This window comes from Microcoleus sp. F4-D5 (assembly GCF_036704885.1).
Classification (GTDB): domain Bacteria; phylum Cyanobacteriota; class Cyanobacteriia; order Cyanobacteriales; family Microcoleaceae; genus Microcoleus.
Genome location: NZ_JAUBSX010000056.1, coordinates 15,775 through 36,352, shown reverse-complemented (window position 1 = coordinate 36,352; position 20,578 = coordinate 15,775). Strand labels below are relative to the sequence as shown.

General features: G+C 46.5%; 23 protein-coding genes and 1 pseudogene. 13 read left to right on the top strand and 11 right to left on the bottom strand.

The window, feature by feature from the left end; all coding sequences use genetic code 11:
• Nucleotides 1-13 precede the first annotated feature (13 nt).
• Together QUA80_RS22980 and QUA80_RS22975 are read right to left on the bottom strand one after the other, a co-directional pair.
• Nucleotides 14-1,378, bottom strand: coding sequence for a P-loop NTPase fold protein (locus QUA80_RS22980; RefSeq protein WP_333427338.1), 1,365 nt, complete (start codon nucleotides 1,376-1,378; stop codon nucleotides 14-16).
• 483 nt (nucleotides 1,379-1,861) lie between these two features.
• Complete coding sequence (locus QUA80_RS22975; protein WP_333427337.1) at nucleotides 1,862-2,542, bottom strand: type 1 glutamine amidotransferase domain-containing protein; 681 nt, start codon at nucleotides 2,540-2,542, stop codon at nucleotides 1,862-1,864.
• A 262-nt stretch (nucleotides 2,543-2,804) separates the two neighbouring features.
• Between QUA80_RS22975 and QUA80_RS22970 the strand changes: the two genes are divergently transcribed.
• Complete coding sequence (locus QUA80_RS22970; protein ID WP_333427345.1) at nucleotides 2,805-3,116, top strand: LysR family transcriptional regulator; 312 nt, start codon at nucleotides 2,805-2,807, stop codon at nucleotides 3,114-3,116.
• Nucleotides 3,117-3,695: 579 nt separating this feature from the next.
• Here QUA80_RS22970 and arr read toward each other — a convergent pair.
• The 3 genes from arr to QUA80_RS22955 all read right to left on the bottom strand — a co-directional run bounded on the left by arr (nucleotide 3,696) and on the right by QUA80_RS22955 (nucleotide 7,262).
• Nucleotides 3,696-4,130, bottom strand: coding sequence for an NAD(+)--rifampin ADP-ribosyltransferase (gene arr, locus QUA80_RS22965; protein WP_333427336.1), 435 nt, complete (start codon nucleotides 4,128-4,130; stop codon nucleotides 3,696-3,698).
• 27 nt (nucleotides 4,131-4,157) lie between these two features.
• Nucleotides 4,158-4,289 (bottom strand): hypothetical protein, encoded by a 132-nt coding sequence (locus QUA80_RS22960; protein ID WP_333427335.1) that lies wholly within the window; start codon nucleotides 4,287-4,289, stop codon nucleotides 4,158-4,160.
• Between the two features lie 204 nt (nucleotides 4,290-4,493).
• Nucleotides 4,494-7,262, bottom strand: coding sequence for a phycobilisome rod-core linker polypeptide (locus tag QUA80_RS22955; RefSeq protein WP_333427334.1), 2,769 nt, complete (start codon nucleotides 7,260-7,262; stop codon nucleotides 4,494-4,496).
• A gap of 465 nt (nucleotides 7,263-7,727) precedes the next feature.
• On the opposite strand from QUA80_RS22955, the gene QUA80_RS22950 reads away from it, so the two are divergent.
• The gene (locus QUA80_RS22950) at nucleotides 7,728-7,883 is read left to right on the top strand and encodes a hypothetical protein (protein ID WP_333427333.1); all 156 of its coding nucleotides are present in this window, start codon (nucleotides 7,728-7,730) and stop codon (nucleotides 7,881-7,883) included.
• Between the two features lie 60 nt (nucleotides 7,884-7,943).
• Nucleotides 7,944-9,128 (top strand): class I SAM-dependent methyltransferase, encoded by a 1,185-nt coding sequence (locus tag QUA80_RS22945; protein ID WP_333427332.1) that lies wholly within the window; start codon nucleotides 7,944-7,946, stop codon nucleotides 9,126-9,128.
• A gap of 113 nt (nucleotides 9,129-9,241) precedes the next feature.
• Here the strand turns inward: QUA80_RS22945 and QUA80_RS22940 are convergent, their stop codons facing one another.
• Nucleotides 9,242-9,685, bottom strand: coding sequence for a type II toxin-antitoxin system VapC family toxin (locus QUA80_RS22940; RefSeq protein ID WP_015175629.1), 444 nt, complete (start codon nucleotides 9,683-9,685; stop codon nucleotides 9,242-9,244).
• Complete coding sequence (locus QUA80_RS22935) at nucleotides 9,686-9,967, bottom strand: hypothetical protein (RefSeq protein ID WP_333427331.1); 282 nt, start codon at nucleotides 9,965-9,967, stop codon at nucleotides 9,686-9,688.
• 512 nt (nucleotides 9,968-10,479) lie between these two features.
• On the opposite strand from QUA80_RS22935, the gene QUA80_RS22930 reads away from it, so the two are divergent.
• Complete coding sequence (locus tag QUA80_RS22930; RefSeq protein ID WP_333427330.1) at nucleotides 10,480-10,725, top strand: hypothetical protein; 246 nt, start codon at nucleotides 10,480-10,482, stop codon at nucleotides 10,723-10,725.
• Between the two features lie 176 nt (nucleotides 10,726-10,901).
• The gene (locus QUA80_RS22925; protein ID WP_333427329.1) at nucleotides 10,902-12,533 is read left to right on the top strand and encodes a leucine-rich repeat domain-containing protein; all 1,632 of its coding nucleotides are present in this window, start codon (nucleotides 10,902-10,904) and stop codon (nucleotides 12,531-12,533) included.
• A 123-nt stretch (nucleotides 12,534-12,656) separates the two neighbouring features.
• On the opposite strand, the gene QUA80_RS22920 is transcribed toward QUA80_RS22925, so the two are convergent.
• On the bottom strand, nucleotides 12,657-13,259 hold the full coding sequence (locus tag QUA80_RS22920) for a hypothetical protein (protein WP_333427328.1): 603 nt from the start codon (nucleotides 13,257-13,259) through the stop codon (nucleotides 12,657-12,659).
• Between the two features lie 214 nt (nucleotides 13,260-13,473).
• On the opposite strand from QUA80_RS22920, the gene QUA80_RS22915 reads away from it, so the two are divergent.
• Nucleotides 13,474-13,818: a hypothetical protein gene (locus tag QUA80_RS22915; protein ID WP_333427327.1), complete on the top strand. Its 345-nt coding sequence runs from the start codon at nucleotides 13,474-13,476 to the stop codon at nucleotides 13,816-13,818.
• A gap of 85 nt (nucleotides 13,819-13,903) precedes the next feature.
• Nucleotides 13,904-14,308, top strand: a complete 405-nt coding sequence (locus tag QUA80_RS22910) for a DOPA 4,5-dioxygenase family protein (RefSeq protein ID WP_333427326.1) — start codon at nucleotides 13,904-13,906, stop codon at nucleotides 14,306-14,308.
• A 21-nt stretch (nucleotides 14,309-14,329) separates the two neighbouring features.
• Here the strand turns inward: QUA80_RS22910 and QUA80_RS22905 are convergent.
• A pseudogene (locus QUA80_RS22905) lies at nucleotides 14,330-14,908 on the bottom strand (cyclic pyranopterin phosphate synthase MoaA); the annotation flags it as partial.
• Between the two features lie 138 nt (nucleotides 14,909-15,046).
• Nucleotides 15,047-15,916, bottom strand: coding sequence for an EamA family transporter (locus QUA80_RS22900; protein WP_333427325.1), 870 nt, complete (start codon nucleotides 15,914-15,916; stop codon nucleotides 15,047-15,049).
• A 99-nt stretch (nucleotides 15,917-16,015) separates the two neighbouring features.
• Here QUA80_RS22900 and QUA80_RS22895 point away from each other — a divergent pair, with 99 nt between their 5' ends.
• Together QUA80_RS22895 and QUA80_RS33900 are read left to right on the top strand one after the other, a co-directional pair.
• Complete coding sequence (locus QUA80_RS22895) at nucleotides 16,016-16,507, top strand: MarR family transcriptional regulator (protein WP_333427324.1); 492 nt, start codon at nucleotides 16,016-16,018, stop codon at nucleotides 16,505-16,507.
• A 44-nt stretch (nucleotides 16,508-16,551) separates the two neighbouring features.
• Nucleotides 16,552-16,671 (top strand): hypothetical protein, encoded by a 120-nt coding sequence (locus QUA80_RS33900; RefSeq protein WP_445302278.1) that lies wholly within the window; start codon nucleotides 16,552-16,554, stop codon nucleotides 16,669-16,671.
• A 103-nt stretch (nucleotides 16,672-16,774) separates the two neighbouring features.
• Here the strand turns inward: QUA80_RS33900 and moaA are convergent, their stop codons facing one another.
• Nucleotides 16,775-17,764 carry a GTP 3',8-cyclase MoaA gene (moaA, locus tag QUA80_RS22890; protein WP_333427323.1) on the bottom strand — a complete coding sequence of 330 codons (990 nt, stop codon included), beginning with the start codon at nucleotides 17,762-17,764 and terminating at the stop codon, nucleotides 16,775-16,777.
• A 269-nt stretch (nucleotides 17,765-18,033) separates the two neighbouring features.
• Here moaA and QUA80_RS22885 point away from each other — a divergent pair, with 269 nt between their 5' ends.
• The 4 genes from QUA80_RS22885 to atpB all read left to right on the top strand — a co-directional run bounded on the left by QUA80_RS22885 (nucleotide 18,034) and on the right by atpB (nucleotide 20,478).
• Nucleotides 18,034-18,486 (top strand): nitrate reductase associated protein, encoded by a 453-nt coding sequence (locus QUA80_RS22885; RefSeq protein WP_333427322.1) that lies wholly within the window; start codon nucleotides 18,034-18,036, stop codon nucleotides 18,484-18,486.
• A gap of 93 nt (nucleotides 18,487-18,579) precedes the next feature.
• On the top strand, nucleotides 18,580-18,864 hold the full coding sequence (locus tag QUA80_RS22880) for a hypothetical protein (protein WP_333427321.1): 285 nt from the start codon (nucleotides 18,580-18,582) through the stop codon (nucleotides 18,862-18,864).
• A gap of 376 nt (nucleotides 18,865-19,240) precedes the next feature.
• On the top strand, nucleotides 19,241-19,696 hold the full coding sequence (locus tag QUA80_RS22875) for an ATP synthase subunit I (RefSeq protein ID WP_333427320.1): 456 nt from the start codon (nucleotides 19,241-19,243) through the stop codon (nucleotides 19,694-19,696).
• Between the two features lie 26 nt (nucleotides 19,697-19,722).
• A complete protein-coding gene (gene atpB, locus QUA80_RS22870; protein ID WP_333427319.1) occupies nucleotides 19,723-20,478 on the top strand; it encodes a F0F1 ATP synthase subunit A in 756 nt (251 codons plus the stop codon).
• Nucleotides 20,479-20,578 lie beyond the last annotated feature (100 nt).

The following is a 20,578-nucleotide window of genomic DNA, read 5'->3' as shown; positions in this document are numbered from 1 at the left end:
CAACTCTCAACTCTCAACTCTCAATTGTTTCCCGAAACTCCTTGGCGTCTGCCAAAATCGGATTGACATCAAACCAATAATCTTCGCCGTAACGGTATTCAAACACCCAGAGACTCCGCAGCAAGATTTGGTATTTAGTTTCCCCACTCACTGTTTTGGTAGCGGATACTTGGCGCAGCAATTGCCACTCATCAGGTTCGATCGCCAAAGTAAGCTGGTGGCGGCGCTGGACGATCACATTTTCCAAAGTTTCCCGCGACAGAGGAGGGTCTTGTTTTTGCAGACAGCTATACAGCAGTTGCAGCAAATTGCGGACATGACCGCCGCTGACTCGACACAGGCGATCGAGAGTTTCTGCAGAGTCGAAAACTTTGCCCACCAAAGCATAGCGCTGCGAAGGATGCACCGTCGGAAAAGCCCGCGCCAGAACCATCTGCCGCAGCAATTCCACACCCTCAGAACACTCAGAACCGTCGCTCAATTGCACCGGCACCATCGGCAAAACCTTCGGATCTACCCCAAACCGATTGGTCAACTGACCCAAATCGTTAGAGAAAATCAGCACTAAAGGAATTGTATACACGACGTGGCAATTTAGTCTTGCCAACTGTTCGCCGCGATCGACAAACAGGTATTCCGGTTGCAGCCGCCCCGTAGGTTTCGCGCACAGGTGTATGCGATCGAGATTGTCGATAATTACCACAAGTCCCTGTTTTCCCTGGCGTTTCAGTTCTTGGTTAGCCGGTTCTAGCAACTCCTTATTAAGCGCATCTAAAATTACGTTAGTTCGCGGCTCTAAATATTGCCTCAACTCCGATCGCAGATTCGGAGCATCTTTCGCCTTAGCAGTAATTTTGCCAATTCCCAAAGCCAGAGAAAATTCTCCCTCCGTGCTAGCATTTATTTCCCCAAAACCAGGGACATTAGCTTCAGCCCTCAAATCTATTTGAGTTTGAAAAACATCAGCAACCCCTTTGAGCAAAGCTTTAAAACCCGTCGGTTGCAGCTTTATTTTCATTTTCTCGATGCTTTCGCTCACCTGACGAGCAACGCTCAACAAAATGTCAGTGATATCTACATCTGCCATGTCTAAGTCTTTACTCGACTCAAAGTAAACAACATGAAATCCTTGTTGCTGCAATTGAGCTTGCAGCCGCAGCAATTCTGTTGATTTACCCGAGCCGATGTGACCGGTGAATAATTGACAGGTAGGTGCATCGGGGGACAGGCGGCTGATGGTGCGCTCCAATTGTTCCACAATTGTGCCGCCCCGCACTGAAGAAAAATCGATATAGTATTGTCTGTCTTCTGGATTTGCTACTGCTAGCGTGTAGCTGGGATTGCAAGCTTTATAAAATTTCTGTAAATTTAGTTCCATACCCTGTTCGCTCAAAACTACATTCTGCCCTAATAGCTTATTCGTTTCGATATGGTAATAATCAGCACACATTCTCAACTTATTCTGATGTTTTATGAGCGTTCAATATCTCTATTCTTCCCTCAACTAGCACTCCCAAATTATACTTAATTTTTGCCTGCTGGAATAAATCCTATTCACTCATACCCATAACTAAGTAATTTATATTTGTACAGCGAGCGCTAATTCATCGACATTGCAGACGAAAATTTAGCAGTAATGTTCTCCGATAAAAGTGGCTGTGTGAGTACGGTTAACCGAATCAACAAAAACAGGTAGTAATTAGGTATCCCGAAATCAGATTTTTTTAAATAATACCTTCGCCATTTTCAGAATAGATGGGGTACGAATGCCTCAAACCAACCTACTCTCCTAGAGCATTTTGGCTGAGGCGCGAAGGTGTTGTTTAAAAAACCCGGTTTCTCTGTGTGATATTTTTTGGATCTACTTATTTTCGATCAATTCTACCATTTTGTGACCGACACCTGCTGCAGAAGCGGGGTTTTGGCCTGTAACCAGCCTCTCGCTGACGACAACATGAGGCTGAAAATTAGGAACTTTCGTAAAATTAGCGCCGCGTTCAATTAATTTCGACTCCAGCAAAAACGGCACTATTTCAGTAAGTCCCACAGCCGCTTCCTCTTCATTAGTAAAAGCAGCCACAGTCTTGTTAGCAACCAAATATTCGCCATCGGATAACTTAAGATTGACTAACGCGGCCGGCCCGTGACAGACAGCACCGACAATGCCGCCTGCTTCGTAAATAGCAGCAGCAATCTCAGCGAGTTCTTGATGATCGGGAAAATCCCACATCGTCCCGTGTCCGCCAGCATAGAAAATAGCGCTGTATTCTGCAGGATCAATTTGTGCGGGATTGAGCGTATTTTCAACTCGAAAAACCTGCTCGGAATCGTCTAAAAAAGCCTTGTTTAGCGGGTCTTCTAAATCAACTCCAACCATTGGAGCTTTGCCGCCTTTTGGACTGACAAAATCTACCGCTAATCCCGCCTGAGTAAATGCGTCCAATGGATGAGTCACCTCTGGGAGATAAAAACCCGTTTCTTTACCAGTGTCGCCCAGTGTATCGTGGCTGGTTAAAACAATCAGAACTTTTTGGCTAGTCATAATCTATTCCTTTTGCGGATGTCTTTGTGCCTGTTCTTTTCATCCTAGACCGAATTTATCTAGAATACAAATTATCAAACTTTCGGGTAAATATAAATCTATTTATAGCAGCCGCTAAGGTTTTTACCAGGTTCTTTATTCCTGAAACCATTGCGGGGAATTGCTTTCCCTTATTCCTTCTTCCTTTTTCGTTCTGCTATATGATTAACTTTCCACGGTATGGCAGCTTTAGCTTTATTGAGGTTTACCGCCTGGGAATTGTATCGGTGCCACCCGAGTCCTCCAACTCACGCCACCGGCTGTTAGCCAACAGGTCGCAGCCCTAGAGTCAGCTTTGGGAAATCCCTTGTTTCAAAGGACTCCGAGGCGGATGGTTCCCACGGAAGCCGGACAAATACTGTATACTCAAATTCCTGGTGCGATCGAGAAACTTGCATCGCTTCCAACAAAAACTCAACAGCCCAAACTCCGCAAACCCTTAGAATCGGTACGCCGGAAGAATTTTTTACTGAACGAATTCTCGATCGACTACCGCAGGACGATCGTACTTTTTAAACCGTACAATTTGGGTTAACAGCAGAGTTAATCCAACAACTCAAAGCAGGAAAACTAGACATTGTAATTGCTACTCAAGAACTTACTCGATCGGATATGGAATGTCAACTGCTGTTCGAGATAATTTTCTGAATCGTTGGGCCACCAAATATTGTAATTCCTATTGCTAAAGGCGTCAGACGAGATGATGTAAATCCACTCGCTCAATGGCTTCTAACCCAACCGGGGATTGCTTGCAGCGAATAATTGCCGATCGCGCGTCGCTTTTGGCGAGTTGTATTTAGCACAAGACTTGACGTTCATCCGAAACCGATCGTACCCGATTTAAGAGCAATTAGACAAGCGGTTGCATCGGGATTTTGCTTTAGCATTCTTCCCGACTAATTGTGTGGCGCTCCGGTGAAAGAAAATCGCTTGACACTTGTGCTTAAACCTGCACAGGCTGTTACCAATCGCATCTGGCTGGCTTTTCGGAAATCGGAAAGACAGTTACCAAAAATCAAACGGATGTTAGAATTTTACAAACTTCAATAAGTCGATAAAGTTTTAATTTACTCGCGGGGAAAAGTGAATTGCGACTTTATTTTCACATTTTTGCTCAATCCTCGATTGCCTCAATACCAAGTTGCTTAAGTCGCTCAAGATGCTCCTTCATGGCTTTGAGCTGTTCTGGTGTGTGTCCCTGCCAATCTGTAACCTCACCACAGACCCGTAGCGGATTCCGAGAACGGTATGACTTTGTTGGGTTTCCAGGGAACTTCTTGTCCGTCAAATTGGGGTCATCTTCAATCAGACCAGTCGGCTCTACTATATAAATTCTTTCTGGTCCTTCGCCCAAGGCAAGTTCAGCTCCCCAAATAGCAGCATCCAAGGTGGCGGTTAGATAGACATAGGATGCCTTCTTCCTCTTACCGTAGTTTGAATTAAAGCCTGGTTCAATCAGGTCTCCCTGCTTCAGATTTGCCTTAGTGCCATGATAGAACTTTTGTGAACTTAGGTCTATTGACTTGTCCTCACTTCTGTTTGTTATCATTGTCGTTATATTTTTGTGAATGTCAGTTTAGGCCTCTTCTTTTTCCTCATAGAAATAGTCGCCTTGCGTTAAATCCATGCGAGAAAGTGGAAACTCGAAGTAGCCATCGAATAGTCGGACTTTGGAGAAGTCGTCTCGGTTGAGTGTGTCCTCACTCACCGGGGCGCATTCGCATAATTTATTATCAAGATGCCAAATCCATGTATATCTTAGTCCGCGCACCATCCGGACTTTGTTTTTGTAGAAGCGATTTCAATAGCCGACTCAAAATTAGGGTAACATCACCAAAAATCCCCCGCTACAGCCTAACCATAGCGAGGGATTTTTGTCAACCTAAGAAATCAACTTTCTTGCAGTTTGTTGTTAGCTTCTGTCGATCGCAGCTACAGGCTCAAAACTCGGAACCACAATTTCACCGTTCTGCTTAGTCAACTGGTTGTACAGTCTTTCAGTATTCGGGAAATTAGCAGCCGGTAGAGTTGGGAAGCGGCGGTAAGGAACAGTATCCTCACCAAAAGCCTCAGCATATTCAACGCTGTTCAACATCGCGTTGATAAAGCCCTTAATCCCTTTACTTGCCAAGATTTGGTTGTAAGTCCGAATCTCCGCCTGATTGCGAGGAGCCCGGCCCAAGAAATGCTTTGTGCCCAACTCAATCACCTTAGTATTTGGATAAGGTGCATAGAACTGTTTGATGTACAGCGAGGAACAACCTAAACCTTCAATGAACTCCTTGAGATTGATTTCATTGTTGCCAAGTTTGCTTTCTAGCGCCGTGAATTCATTCTTCACAACGTAGGGATTCAAGTCGCGTTCAAAAACTTGACGGTAAGCAGCTTGAATTAAAGTTTTCAAAGCTACTTTGTCCGAAGTATTCGTCAGCTTGAACACCTTAGTTTGTTCGCGCCGCTTGCTGACACCTTGAGCAATCCGAGTTTGCAACTCGAAATCGCCCCGATCGCCTGCGACACCGAGTTCGATAAACCGAGGCGTGTCGGCAATCTGAGCTTGGAGATTTTGGTCGGCGACGGAACCCGATCGCATCGTCCGCATCGACAAACCTGCGGGAGTTACGTAGCGCTCGTAGGGCACTGTATCTTCCCCGAAAGCTTCGTTGTACTCCAGACTGTCGATGATGCCATCGACCAGCGCGTAGAAACCCTTCTTAGCGCAAATATCAAAGTAAGCGTTCATTTCCTGGCGGCCGTAGGTAGGGCGTCCCAGGAGTCGGCGGTGAATGTACTCGATCGCCTTACAAACGTACAGCTTGCTCCAGTACATATTGCGGAACACGTCAGACTTCGCCAACATCCGAATAAACTCGCGCATCGTGATGTCGCCGTTTTCCAGCTTAATTTCCGCCACTTTTTGGCGCTGGCCGTCGAACACGTCGCGACCGAACACTTGCAGGTAAGCTGCCCGAATCACCGCTTGAGTCGAACTTTCGCTAAATTTGACACTAGAACTGTTGCTGTAGCTGCTAGAGACACCGCGGGCAGTTTTCTTGGAAGCCACATAGCCGCCCGGTAACTGGTCTAGTTTAAAGACCTTGGGGCCGAGAGAGCCGGGAGCCTTGCCGCGGGCTTCCGGGTTGCTCAATTGGTTTTCAATCCCCGCACCTTGACGGATCAGGATACGGCGGGTGTCCTTGCCAAAAGGAGCTGGACGGTTTTTGGGGTTGCGAGTTTCTTTCGGGAAAATCGCGCCAAACTGAATTTCTAACGGGTCATTGCCGACACCGTAAACGTGCTGGTCTGGCAGCGGTTGGGTGTAGCCTGCGAACAAGGTGATGAACTGAGGAACCTTGCGGAACGGAGCGCTGAAATTGAACAAATCAATTTGCGGGCCCCAGTTGCGGCACTCCTGAGCTTCTTGGCCCAAACCGCGCAGGTAAGGCACTGTTTCTTCGCCGAAGTAGTCGGAATATTCCTGGGAATAAACCATCGCGTCTACGAGGGCTGACAGGCCGCCTTTGGTGACGATCGCGAAATACTTGCTAAATTCCTCCCGCGAGCTCAAACCGCGGCCTAGGAAGTGACGGGCTGCCAATTCTACAGCACGGCTGTTGACAAACGGCTCGTAGAATTGCTGACGGTACAGAGGAGATTTGCCAAGGCGACGAATAAACTCTTTCATCGAGATTTCGCCATTTTTGACCTTGGATTCCAAGTCAGAAATGCTTTGGCTGTATGCGCGGCTAATGTCGCGCTCGAATACTTGGCGGTAAGCTGCTTTGACTACTTCTTGCTTTTCCCCCGAAGACAGGCCGGTTTTCATGACGAATTTCGCCCGTCGCTCGGCTGCGTTGAAGTAGATTTGGGGCAGTTGCAGCCCTTGCTGGTCGTTGGTTTCGCGCTGCCGCACCTTATCTGAAGGTGTGGGGGCTTTGAATTCGGTAATAGCTACGTCGAAATACTGTCCGACGATCGCACTTGCCTCGCTATCCTTTTTGAAATAGCCCAAGGATGCTGCCTTCATTTCCTGCATTGCCACCAGCGTCGCCGCCGACGAGCAAGCATTTTCGATGATTTCCCGCAGTCCGCGCACGTTCACCGAAATAATGTTCGGGTCGCCAGCTACGATCGCGTAGGTGATGTAGCGCAAAAACCAGCTCAAATCCCGCAGAGATTTGGTCATGTTGCCCGGGCCGTAGCGCGAGACATTAATCGGCCCAAATCCTGCTGGGATCGGGCCGCCGCCACCGTTGCCAGAAAACAGATTTCCCAGCCCCAAGAAGCCGCCGCCGCCTGAGCCGTTGCCGCCGCCTGCGCGACTTTCAACGTAGGTGACATTTCCCAGTTTCATGCCTTCAGAGACATTCGCCGAGCCCCCGCGAGCCGCCCCTGCTACAGCCATCACAGGTTCTTGCGGTCTTTCCAAAAATGCCAGCGGGGAACCGCCGGTAAAAATCCGGTTGGCTGCGCGGGATACTATCAGTTCCGAGTTTTTGGTCAGCGTCGCAGAGATATCGATCCGCAGAGTCCCTGAACTGAAATAACTTGCCAGTTCGCTGAGTTCGCCCCGCTGTAGGAAGCGGTCTTGCTGTTCTGCTTGCGAAATTGTTGCGACCGGTACAGTTTGATATAGTTGCGGACGCGCAACCGAGCTTCCACCACTTGCCTTTACAGTCATTAGACTCCTTCGCTCCCTATCTAAATCGTTGCAGCATTTACCCAGACTAACCTTGCCTTCTCATGCAGGTAAAATTAGGTATTTTTGCTTTGTTTACTTTTTGCCTTTACCTGTCACGAGGTTCGGGCGCACTTACTTTCTTAGATTAAAATGTTTTGGTTTCATCTTTCTGCCTGCCGGGAAATGTCCGATCGGAAGGCAGGCACGGGGTACTCCCTCCGCTGCGCCCCGCCCGTACACCCGTGGAAAAAAAGACTCGGCAGGAGAGTTGCCTTTGGGCGATTGCAGCAAGTGCCTTTCATTAAGGGAAAAGAAAATCAAAAATTTTCTTCTGCCTTTTTCTGGGCCTCTTGCTCTCTTGAAAGACGCCTCCGCTTTACCCGAAAGCTGAGCGGTAGGTTATTGACAGTCCTTGTTTGTTAAAAAGCCTGTCGAGATTTATTGTATAGATTTAAGAGAGCTTATATGAGAAAAAATGATAAGTTTTATTACGCGGAAGCTGTCAGGGCTTGGCTATCAGGGGTTAGTCGATCGCCCGAACCCTCTCTTTCAGGCTTGCCCAACGCCAGCGCAGCGAATCTTTTGTTGCCAGTAACGCAGCAACAGAAGTGCATGGCCTAGCGCTGTTTGCCCGTAGCTGCTGACAACAAATCTGAAAACTCACGCAATATTACCTCACCTATGGATACTACGCCTGATATCAGCGCTGCCGTGCGGCGGCTTTACGATACCTTCCCTTTCCCGCCCGATCCTTTGTCCGACGAACCGCCCCCAGGGTACAACTGGCGCTGGAGTTGGCCTGATGCTTACAATTTTTGCACCGGCCAAAAGCCGCCAAAACTCGATATTCGGATTTTAGATGCTGGCTGCGGGACTGGTTCGAGCACCGATTATCTGATTCACCTCAATCCTGAAGCTTCGGTAACGGCGATCGACCTGAGTGAAGGTGCTTTGAAGGTAGCACAAGAACGCTGTCGCCGATCGGGAGCGCGCGAAGCTGATTTCCGCCACCTCAGCCTGTACGATGCCGCCGAGTTAGAGGGCGAGTTCGATTTGATCAACTGCGTCGGCGTGCTGCACCACTTACCAGATCCGATCCGGGGCATTCAAGCGCTGGCGGCGAAGTTGGCGGCGGGCGGTTTGATGCACATTTTTGTGTATGCTGAGCTCGGACGCTGGGAAATTCAACTCATGCAAAAGGCGATCGCCCTACTCCAAGGCAGCCAGAAAGGTGACTATCCCGATGGCGTGAAAGTCGGCCGTCAAATCTTTGCTTCTTTACCAGAAAACAACCGTCTTGTCAAGTACGAAAAACAGCGCTGGGCGGGAGAAAATCAGCGAGACGAATGTTTTGCTGATATGTACGTTCACCCGCAGGAAATTGACTACAATATTGAGACTTTGTTCGAGTTAATTGACGCTTCGGGATTGGAATTTATCGGTTTCTCAAATCCGGGATATTGGCAGTTAGAAAGACTTTTGGGCAAAGCGCCGGAATTGATAGAAAGAGCTCAAGGTTTGACGGAACGAGAGCTTTATCGATTAATTGAATTGTTGGATACTGAAATCAGCCATTACGAGTTTTTCTTGGGTAAAAAGCCTGTAGTTAAAGTTGATTGGTCGGACGATAAGGCACTTTTGGCGGCAATTCCCGAGTTGAGTGGTTGTATGCACGGTTGGCCGAGTCAGCAAGTCTTTGATTGCAACTACCAATTGGTCAATTTGTCAAGTGCGGAATTTGAGTTTCTGCAAGCTTGCAATACCAAAACTGTGGGAGAGATTTTGGCGGATGTGGAGATGGGATTGGATGAAGTGCGATCGATCTTATCAAAACAGCTAATTTTGCTAACACCCGGTAAAATCTAAGGGCGGGCTCTCCGGCCCAACTCCTACTCCCCACAATCAAATTAGCTTTTTGTGGAACAGGCATCTTGCCTGTTCTTTGCTCGGAGTATAATTTATGTTAAATTCCCAATTAATCAAGGCTTTACAGTTGGAGGATTAACAGCCGTAATTTGTGAATAACGAGCGAAATCAGCAATGTTAAAAGTTAGGATATGGGTTAAACCATGAACTAGCATAGCAGCAACTAGCCGCGCATCATGAACGTTAACACCTACAACCTTATGTGTTATCACCAGTCGCTCCCATTCTTGATAAATTGCTTCGGTATCCAACAACAGAGGAAAAAGCTGTTTTAAGCGATTAATTTCTGCCTCTGCTTCTATTGCAGTACGCCCTAATCCATTTCTCTGGATCGGGCGCGTGCAAACGTTCCAAAACTCGATCGACTTTTGGGGTACGATATAAAGTTGTTCCCCGCGATCGCGCAGAGTAATCACGGCATTAACGGCATCAGGATTCATTGGGTGTGCTGTATCGATGCTACGCAGCAGTATGTTTGTATCTACGAGAAACGGCATTTAACCTCTGTCTCCATAAATGCTCTCTCTGCTAATAGCTTCATCTGAAAGAGTGGGGAGATTTAGGGTACGATGACTGTCAACCCATTCTTGAAATGCTATTGACCATTCTGTTGGGGTAGCTGTTTCATAAAATGGAGGTTGTTGAGGTTCAATTAGCTGTTTGAGCATCGCATCTAGTAATGGTTTAATCTGATCCGCCGTGCGGTTGGTGATTTTTCCCAAAACTTGAGTAATCGTCTGTATCTCTTGTTGGTGAGATTGCTGAAGATTGTGCAGCATAATTATCCTTGAGTGCAAGTTTTTGGGCTGATGAGAGCGGGGTCGATCGCACTTTTTAAATTGATGTGAATATTATAACTGTAGCGCAAAGCCTAGGAAGTAGGCGATTGCTCGTTCCCAGGCTGGAGCCTGGGAACCAGTTAATCATGGATGCACGTACTAGGATTTTCTGTCCGAAGAGAACGTAGTGAAGCAATCTCAAAGCTGACGCACCTTTCCCAAATCCCAAATCCCAAATGGATTGACACAGGCCCCCGTCTGCGGCTACGCTTTGAAGTGAGAGGTTGCTTTGCTTGTAGAGGAAGTAGCCCGCGTCGCCCAAAAATCTAGTTGCACTGCCCAAAGCTGTTGCGAGCAGCAATGGACAGCATAACCGCCAAACTGGGACAAGCAGTCTGGAGGCTAACGGAGTATGATAACACTCTCTGTAGCCGCCCTGCTATGTGTTGAAAAGCGGGGCGGCTGGGTTTTTGGGTTTTTCTAGAAAACCTAAAACCAGGAGAACATATATTATGTCACAGGAATTCTTGCCTGACGACAACAAATTCGATCGGCCAAATGACGGCTCAGCAGCAGAATCGGAACAGGATGTGGTTTGTGTAACGGTGACAGGTTCGCCCAAGGGTGTCAGGGAAACCATACTCACCTTGTACCGCCTGGGATTTGCCCAAGTTGGCGATTGGAGTCCCCTACAACGTGCAGCTAATCCGAAGCAAGTGATGAGTGTGCTGATTCGCCGTCGGAAGCGCAAAGCGTAGGTGTTTGCTCGTTCCCAGGCCTTAGCCTGGGAACACATTCCATGAGCATCTGCCTCCTGTTTTTATTTTTATCCGTTAGCGAGGCAGAGCTTCTGGATCTCGGTTCCCAGGCTAGAGCCTGGGAACCAGTTAAATTATGGTCACAATAAAACGAATATTACGGAAAGACAAAGGACATGACGCGAGAAGAAGCAGCGCGGCGAATTGACCAAGCAGCCGAGGAGAAATTAAGTAAGCTAGATTTGTCCAAGCTAGGGTTGGAGGAATTGCCACTGGAGATTGTTAAGTGTACGCATCTGACACAGCTTTGCCTCAATCATAATAAGATTACCTCTATCCCAAAGGAGTTCGGGCAACTCTCGAATCTGACAGAGCTTGACTTTTGGAACAATCAGATTACCTCTATCCCAAAGGAGTTTGGGCAACTGTCCAATCTGATACAGCTTAACTTTTGGAACAATCAAATTACTTCCATTCCAAAGGAGTTCGGGCAACTGTCCAATCTGACACAGCTTTACCTTAGTGACAATGAGATTACCTCCATTCCAGAGGAGCTTGGGCAACTGTCGAATCTGACACAGCTTAACCTCAGTGGCAATGAGATTACCTCCATTCCAGAGGGGCTTGGGCAACTGTCGAATCTGACCCTGCTTAACCTCAGTGGCAATGAAATTACCTCCATCCCAGAGGGGCTTGGGCAACTGTCAAATCTGAAATACCTTTACCTCAGTGGCAATGAAATTACCTCCATCCCAAAGGAACTCGGGCAATTGTCAAATCTGAAATACCTTTACCTCAGTGACAATGAAATTACCTCCATCCCAGATGCGCTCGGTAAACTGTCGAGTCTTACACAGCTTAATCTCAGTAGCAATGAGATTACCTTTATTCCAGAGGAACTCGGGCAACTGTCCAATCTGACATGGCTTTTCTTCAGTGGCAATGAGATTACTTCCATCCCAGAGGAACTCGGGCAATTGTCAAGTCTCACCCTGCTTAACCTCAGTGACAATGAGATTACCTCCATCCCAGAGGAATTCGGGCAACTGTCCAATCTGAAATGGCTTTACCTGAGTGGCAATGAGATTATCTCCATTCCAGAGGAACTCGGGCAACTGTCAAAGTTGACACGGCTTGAGCTCAATAATAATCAAATTGCTGAAATTCCAGAGGCGATTCGCAGCATGAAGGATTTGGAACTAGATTTGCGAGATAATCCGGTATTGATTCCGTCGCAAACTCTCGGTTATGGTCACAACCATGTAGGCTCTGGTGATTTGCCAACCATCGACTCTTACTTCTACACCCGCAATCCAGAGCTACTTGAGCTAGATGCTGAGCGCAAAAAAATTAAATCTGAGGGATATTTTGACGTTGAAACCCTTCAAGATGCCAGACGAAGGATAACAGTTTCTATTGTGCAGCGACAGGGACAGCCTAAATTTCGACGTAAGTTGTTAACTGCTTACGGCGGTCGATGCCCAATAACTGATTGTGATGTAGAGTCAGCTATCGAAGCAGCACATATAATTCCATATCAAGGTAATCAAACCAATCATGTAACAAATGGTTTACCACTTAGAGCCGACATACACACTCTCTTCGATTTGCATCTACTATCAATTAGACCAGATACTAATGAAGTGGTGATTGCCCCTGAACTCATCGGCACCTGTTACCAAGGTTTGGCTGATCGGAAACTGACTTTACCCCAGGATCGAAAAACAGCACCAAATCAAAATGCTCTCAGCAAGCATCATGAAATTTTTCTCAGCAAATGCAAAAGTAGTCAGCTACAACGGTTATAAGGTCTAGATGAGGAAAATAGAGTTTCCCCGCCTAGCTTTAGTATGCTGCAAATGACTGGTTTCCCACATTTCCCCGCCTAGAGCTTGGAAGTGCTGAGGCTATGTCAGAATATGTCAGGGTTTTTATAGAGTTCCTTGACCGATTAATATAAATCTCAACAATGTAGCAAATAAAGCACCTATAATGGCACTAATTGAACTTAAAATAATTTGGTCTTTATTTTTAATAAAAAAGTTAGTTTTTTGGTTTGACCTTTCTTTAGTAAAAACTACAAATTTTTTGTTTATACCAAATAACCAGTGTTGAAAGTATGTTTTTCTTTTTAAAATAATTGGCTTGATTCTTTCGATCATACCAATACAAAGAGAATCATCATCACAATATATTTGTGTGTTAAATTGATCGAGTTCTAAATTAAAATAAGGTTTCGTTAACACGATTTCTAAATTATAGAAATCTTGTTTCTCTGCAATTTCTATAATCTCATTAATTGATTCTAATTCATATTCGTCCTCAAGTTTAATGATATATGAAGAATATGATTGTTCAAATAGTTCACGTGTTCTTTGAATCTCACAAATTGAATCTAATTTAGGTTCGTTCGGAGTAATATTATAAGTTGAAAAACAAGATTCTTTTAATATTTCCTCTATTTTTTCTACATCATCCAAAAATATTTTGGCTGTTGGCAAAAAAGTATGTATCTGCTTTTTTAGTTTTTTCATTAGTTTTTTAGTTATAGTGTTTACAAAAATAAACTTTCTACATACCCAACTACCTCTGTTTTATCTTCAGAGTCATCTTTATGTTTAGACATTTATCATTTCTCCAAAAGAGAGGGATTACAAGTAAGTCCTATTGCATATTTAACATTTTTTCAATTCCCTGTCTACCGTAAAGATACTTAAACATCAACTCTTTACATAAAGACCTGTAACAGTGCCAGCCGCTCCAACCGCTGCGACCGTGCCAGACGTGCCAACAAGCGCCAGACGTGCGACCGCTCCGATCGTGCCAGACTTGCCAGCAGTCCGATCACCTCGGAGTCATCCGATCGCCCCCCAGTGTCGCAGCCTCTCAACAGTCGCAGCCGATCGCCCCGTGTCGATCGGACTGCCGCCAATTTTGGAGTCTTATTGGTGGAAAACCCTACTAAATTCGGCAGACATCAAAGCCTGTCTTGCTTTTGCCGCAGACCATGAGAAAACCGATCCGCCTTGGCTACTTTCAACGTCAGGGTTGTTTTTTTATCCCTACTTGCTCAAACCTGAAATCCTGACCTAAACAAACCAGGATTATTTGCCGTTATAATTACGCTTATTAGTACAAAATATTGCTTTATGAACTACCACTCAATAATCCACTAAAAATGATGAAAGAAGACACCATTAACATCCTTGGTTTTCATGCACATATTTACTTCGACGGTGATAATCGCGATGCCGCAGCGCGTGTACGAGAAGGATTGACTCAGTTTGAGGTGCAGCTTGGGCGTTGGCATGACAAACCCATTGGCCCCCACCCCCAAGCGATGTATCAAGTTGCATTTTTACCAGACCAGTTTGGCAAAGTCGTTCCCTGGTTAATGCTGAATCGTGAGGGGCTCGATATTCTCATTCACCCTGAAACAGGCGACGATGTGGCCGACCACACAAAACATTCTTTGTGGCTGGGAGACAAACTAGAGTTGAATGTCGAATTCCTGCGACCTAAGACAGGCAACGCCAGCTTACGATCGATCCGCGCGCAAGGCGAGGGCGTTACTTCAGACTGACTTATCGCTGATAATAGATAATTAGCCGCCGATTTGAGACATAGTGCGGCTGTAATTTCCTTGAGTAGTTCCCGAATCCCGCTGCTTGAAATTAATCTCCGGTTTAATCTCTAATATGTGCCGCACTCGCTCGCGCAATTCGCTTGTAGGAGTCCCGCTGCGGAGAGCAGTTTTTAAGTCAATTTGCCCCGTTTCGTTCAGCAGACAAGGCCGCAGCCACCCGTCAGCCGACAAACGCATCCGGTTGCAGCGATCGCAAAAACACTCGGACATCTGACTGATAAATCCTAAAGTACCCTTCGCCCCCGGAATTTGAAACACATCCGCCGGCCCGTTACCCCGCACACCCGACTCAGCTAACCCGTATTTGTCGCTAATTTGTTGCCGCAATTGGGCCGAAGCTACCCAACCCTTATCGCCAAATAAATCCCCATTGCCGATCGGCATAAACTCAATAAATCGGACGTGCCAATTCCGGTTAATAGTTAATGCAGCCAAATCCAATATTTCGCCGTCATTGACACCGGGAATTACCACAACATTCAGTTTCAGCGGGTCAAATCCTGCTTGATAAGCCGATTGAATTCCCTCCCAAACCTGCGTTTGCTCGTTCCCAGGTCTTAGCCTGGGAACCAGTTAATCATAATATCCAATCGAATCAACTTCATCAGAAAAACCTGCGGGATTTGTGGATAGGGAAGTTATGCGATCGCGCAGTTTCCTTCTCCACAGTGTTCTTTAGCGTTTGCGATGCCTATTAGTTTGTTGTCCGATCAAAACACTCATCAAAACGATCGCAATCCCAATGAGTTGAATTCGCGTAAATGTTTGGTTTAGTAAGACGAATCCAATGAGTGTTGCGACTATAGGACTCATCAACCCTAGATATGAAACAGCCGATGCTTTGAGTTTATCAATCCCCCGGAACCAAAGTGCATAAGCAGCTCCAGTGCCGACTACGCCCAGGTAAACGAAACCCAATAGGTTAGTTGTTGAGAGATGAGTTATTGGCCCTTCAATTACGAGGGCGATTGGCAGCAGAACGATTCCGCCCACTGCTAACTGCCATGCTGTAAAGACAAGGAGAGAAACTGGGCGTTTCCACCGTTTGACTAGCACAGTTCCTAACCCCATTGTTGCGGCTCCAGCGATCGCGGCAACAATGCCAACACGATCGAGGCGCGCAGTAGGGCCGAGAACCAGCAACCCGACACCCACAAAGCCAGCGATCGCTGCCACAATAGACAGCTTAGACGGTTTTTCATTCAATATTATCCAGGAAAACCATACGACCAATAAAGGCTGGATCGCGCCTGCTGTTGCAGCAACGCCACCCGGAAGGCGATAAGCAGCTACAAATAATAGCGCTTGAAAGATGCCGATATTGAGGCTGCCTAAGAGCAAAATACGCCACAACCAAATACCTTTAGGCAGTTGTCTCGACCATGCTGTTAGCAGAATACCAATTGGCAGCGATCGCAAGGCCGCCACCATTAACGGATGGTTAGGCGGTAGGAGTTCAGTTGCTACAGCATAAGTCGTTCCCCAGATCATCGGTGCTAAAGCAGTCAGCAGAACATCAGACAGACGAACAGTAGCTGTCTTCATAGTTTTTATCTCGATATTAAGATACTTGATATCGAGATAATAGCATTTATCTTGATGCTAAGATAGTTGACATCAAGATTTTTAGGTGAGAGTATTTTAATGAATGGCGATCCCGTCGATGTGATTTTGGCTCAATGGCAGAGAGAGCGCCCTGGCTTAGATGTGTCACCAATGGGCATCATGGGAAGGATGGGGCGACTAGCTAAATACTTAGAACGATCGATTCAAGAGACAGTTTTAGACTTTGGCTTGAATGGTGGAGAATTTGATGTGTTGGCTACATTGCGCCGCTCTGGTCAGCCGTACCAGCTTTCGCCAACTGAGCTATTCAACAGTTTGATGGTTTCATCTGGTACAATGACGCATCGTATCGATCGCTTAGAACAAGCTGGCCTTGTAAAGCGCATGGACGATCCAAGCGATCGCCGAGGGACGCTAATTCAGTTGACCAGTAAAGGTTTCAACACGATCGAACAAGCTGTTGATGCTCATGTTGCCAATGGGCATCGTCTCCTTATGGTTTTAGATGAAGCGGAACGTGAAGTTCTCGCTCAATTGCTGAGCAAGCTTTTAATTTCGTTTGAGGAGTAACTGGCAGTCATCATATCTATGACAACCCCGAAATAGAACAAATTTTGTCAATTCCCGTTCACCGGAAGCAAGATTTGAAAGTTGGAACCTTAAGAGCCTTGATGAAAATAGCCCAGCTATCTGAGGAAGATTTACAAGTTTGTCTGAAGTATCATCTATTTTGAGAGCGATCGCCGGTTTTTTCTCAAGTCCGCCCGTGCGAAGCTATCTCGTAGGAAATCGCCCCTCTCCTGGAAATCACAAAAAGAGCGCTCTATTTCGGGCAGTTCACCCGCCGATTTGAGACATTGTGCGGCTGTAATTTCCTTGAGTAGTTCCCGAATCCCGCTGCTTGAAATTAATCTCGGGTTTAATCTCTAAAATGTGCCGCACTCGCTCGCGCAATTCGCTTGTAGGAGTCCCGCTGCGGAGAGCAGTTTTTAAGTCAATTTGCCCCGTTTCGTTCAGCAGACAAGGCCGCAGCCACCCGTCAGCCGACAAACGCATTCGATTGCAGCGATCGCAAAAACACTCGGACATCTGACTGATAAATCCTAAAGTACCCTTCGCCCCCGGAATTTGAAACACATCCGCCGGCCCGTTACCCCGAACACCCGACTCGGCTAACCCGTATTTGTCGCTAATTTGTTGCCGCAATTGGGCCGAAGCTACCCAACCCTTATCGCCAAATAACTCCCCATTGCCGATCGGCATAAACTCAATAAATCGGACGTGCCAATTCCGGTTAATAGTTAATGCCGCTAAATCCAATATTTCGCCGTCATTGACACCGGGAATTACCACAACATTCAGTTTCAGCGGGTCGAATCCTGCTTGATAAGCCGCTTGAATTCCCTCCCAAACCTGCGTCCATCGCGATCGTCCCCGACTGCCAATTATCTTATCGAAAGTCTCCGGTTCCAAGGAATCCAAACTAATATTAATCCGGCGCAAACCAGCATTGTAAAGATTTTCCGCCATGGACGCCAGCAAAAAGCCATTAGTTGTCATTGACAAATCTCGCGTTTCGGGCATCGAGGCGATCGACCTCACCAATTCCACCACCCCAGGCCGCAGCAGCGGTTCCCCACCAGTCAACCGAAACTTTGTAAATCCCACGGGTATAAAAACTTCCCGCAGCAGAGTTAGCAATTCCGAGTGAGTTAACAACTGCTGCTGCAATACATAGTCCAACTCGCTACCTTCTGGCATACAGTAGAGACAGCGGAAGTTGCAGCGGTCTATTAAACTAATCCGAAGGTAGTCTACGGGATTCATGTCAATAGTTTGTAATATTATTTAATTATAAATGGCGATCGAACTTTTTGCAATAATGGTAGGAATTGCGCGCGATCGGTCAGAAACCGGGTTTTTACAAAAATCTTTCGCACTTACCCAAAAATTCTGACAAAAACCTGGTTTCTTGGTATTAGCGCGCAATTCCTGAATCGACGATCGAGCTTATCAAAATCTTGTTCATTTCTCTCTCCTCTCTAACTCCGCGCCAAGAGCGCTCTCTGCGGTTAATCAACTATCAACTATCTATTATGTTCTTTGAATTTGAAGCTGATTTTGTGGAAGCTTTGCGCTGCATTCCGATGCAGGTACGTCTCAAGTTAGATACTTGCGGCATTAAATTAAAGTTGCAGGATTGGAATCATTTGACTCAAGCAGAACGTGAAATCCTTGTAGAGAAACCTTGCTTGACACCAGCAGAAATTATTGATTACCGAGAACAGCTAAATAAAATATTAATTCTACACACAGGCAAACCGGGAACTGATTTGGCGGTTGATGAAAATCCCCCGTGGATGGATGCTGCAACTGTACCGGAGTCGGTTTCTGTAAAAGCGCAAGAGTTCGGCGTGACAATTGCTTTGGAACAGTGGGCGAGTTTGCAGCCTCTACAGCGATTTGCTTTGATTAAGCTTAGTCGATCGAGCCACGAAAATAGAAACTTCCTTCCGGCTGTTAAAGAGTTTCACCTCGTTGAATCATAGGTCACTTGCCCTGCCTCTAGTTCGTACTCTGGCTAACAGTCCCGGACAAGACGGCACGAACCGCCTGTGACTACACTCCTGTCAAGTGATTTTTTGTATCTAAAACTACTATATGCTGGCTGGTTTCAGATATCGCCTCTAAAATCAGTATTAAAGACTACTAATTACAGCAAGCCGATCGTGGACTTCTATGCAGATGTAGGCTGGGACGAAGCATTCGGGTACCGGCCCGGACAACAAATTGAGTTCAAAGCACAGCCTGGAACCTTTGATTCTGTTGCTTGCTGCGAACCGATGACGGTACCCCCATCTGGCTGGAGGACGATCCGTACCCCGCTGCCCTCGCCAACTGGGAGTAGTTTCGACGGCAGTGATTGACGCTGGTTGCTGGTTAGAGCCTCACGGTTGAGCGCTGTCGCCCCAAAAGTGCTAAAGTTGAGTTTTCTTTTCGGGCGATCGCCCGAAAATAAGTATTCATAAAACCTGCGGCTATCTGCATAAAAGCCTTATAGATTCAGGCTTGGGAACGGTTCGGCACGCTTGCCGAGCCAGGTCAAGCGGCTCAGCCAGACAGTTCTCAAAAACCAATCGAAAAATTCATTTTTTTTTAAGTTATGTTACCTGCACGTGGTATTATTCGATGTGAAGTGTACGAGCTGTAACGTTTGTCACACTTGTCGCTACAAGACGGTTTCAACCGAATTAATTGTAGTGGGAGTCAAATAACACCGGCTGCTTTGAAAGTCAAGTAACCTTGTCAGATCAATCTCGCGCATCCACCGCCCAAACGCAGGACATCTCTCAGACAGGTTCGTCCGAACCGGAGTCCACTGATGCTATGCAAGATTTCTACAAACTTCAGCAACAGTTGTTTGTAGTCACACTCGCTTTCACGGGAATAATTTTTATCTCTGTGTGGATTTTTTATTCACTCAACATTGCCCTAAATTACTTGATTGGGGCGATCGTAGGTGTGGTTTACTTGAGAATGTTGGCCAAAGACGTTGAGCGCCTCGGCCCGCAAAAGAGGAGTCTGAGTAAAAATCGGTTGGCTGTATTTATTGGGTTGATTGTAGTAGCAACTCAGTGGAATCAGCTACACATTTTGCCCGTATTTTTGGGATTTCTGACATATAAGGGCGCGCTCGTCTTTTATATGCTGCAAAGCCTGTTCGTTCCCGACCCGCAAAACGGGTCAGGCAGTCGGTGAACCCTCACTGTGTGAATTTGTTGTGAATGGAAATGCTAAATGTCTTAAATGCCTTTAATGCTTTTCCCCTCGCTGAGTTGGAAGTTGGCAAGCATTTCTACTGGCACATCGGTAATCTCAAAGTGCACGGGCAGGTATTCATCACCTCCTGGATTGTGATTGCTCTCCTCCTGATAGCTTCCCTGGCGGCAACTCGCAATATGCAGAGAATTCCGCGCGGAATGCAAAATTTCATGGAGTACGCCTTAGAATTCATTCGAGACTTGGCTAGAAATCAACTCGGCGAGAAAGAGTACCGTCCCTGGTTGCCATTCATTGGCACTTTGTTCCTGTTTATTTTTGTATCGAATTGGTCGGGGGCATTAGTTCCTTGGAAACTAATTAAGTTGCCAGAAGGCGAACTAGCAGCTCCGACCAACGACATCAACACGACGGTAGCACTTGCTTTGTTGACTTCTCTGGCATATTTTTATGCGGGTTTCAGCAGGCGGGGTTTGGGTTACTTTACTAAGTACATCGAACCGACCCCAGTTTTATTGCCGATCGCGATTTTGGAAGATTTCACCAAGCCTCTTTCCCTGAGCTTCCGTTTATTTGGTAACATCTTAGCGGATGAATTAGTGGTAGCGGTGCTGGTGCTGTTAGTTCCCCTGTTTGTACCTCTGCCCGTAATGATGTTGGGTCTGTTTACCAGTGCGATTCAAGCTTTGGTATTTGCCACCTTGGCAGGAGCTTACATTCACGAAGCATTGGAAGGACACGGCGACGAACACCACGATTAACACTCTGGAATTGGAACGCGGGAGCGGGAAATAGGAAATGGGAAATCGGGACAGAAAAAGAGATGATTCAACCTCGATTATTTCCCAACTACCAATTACC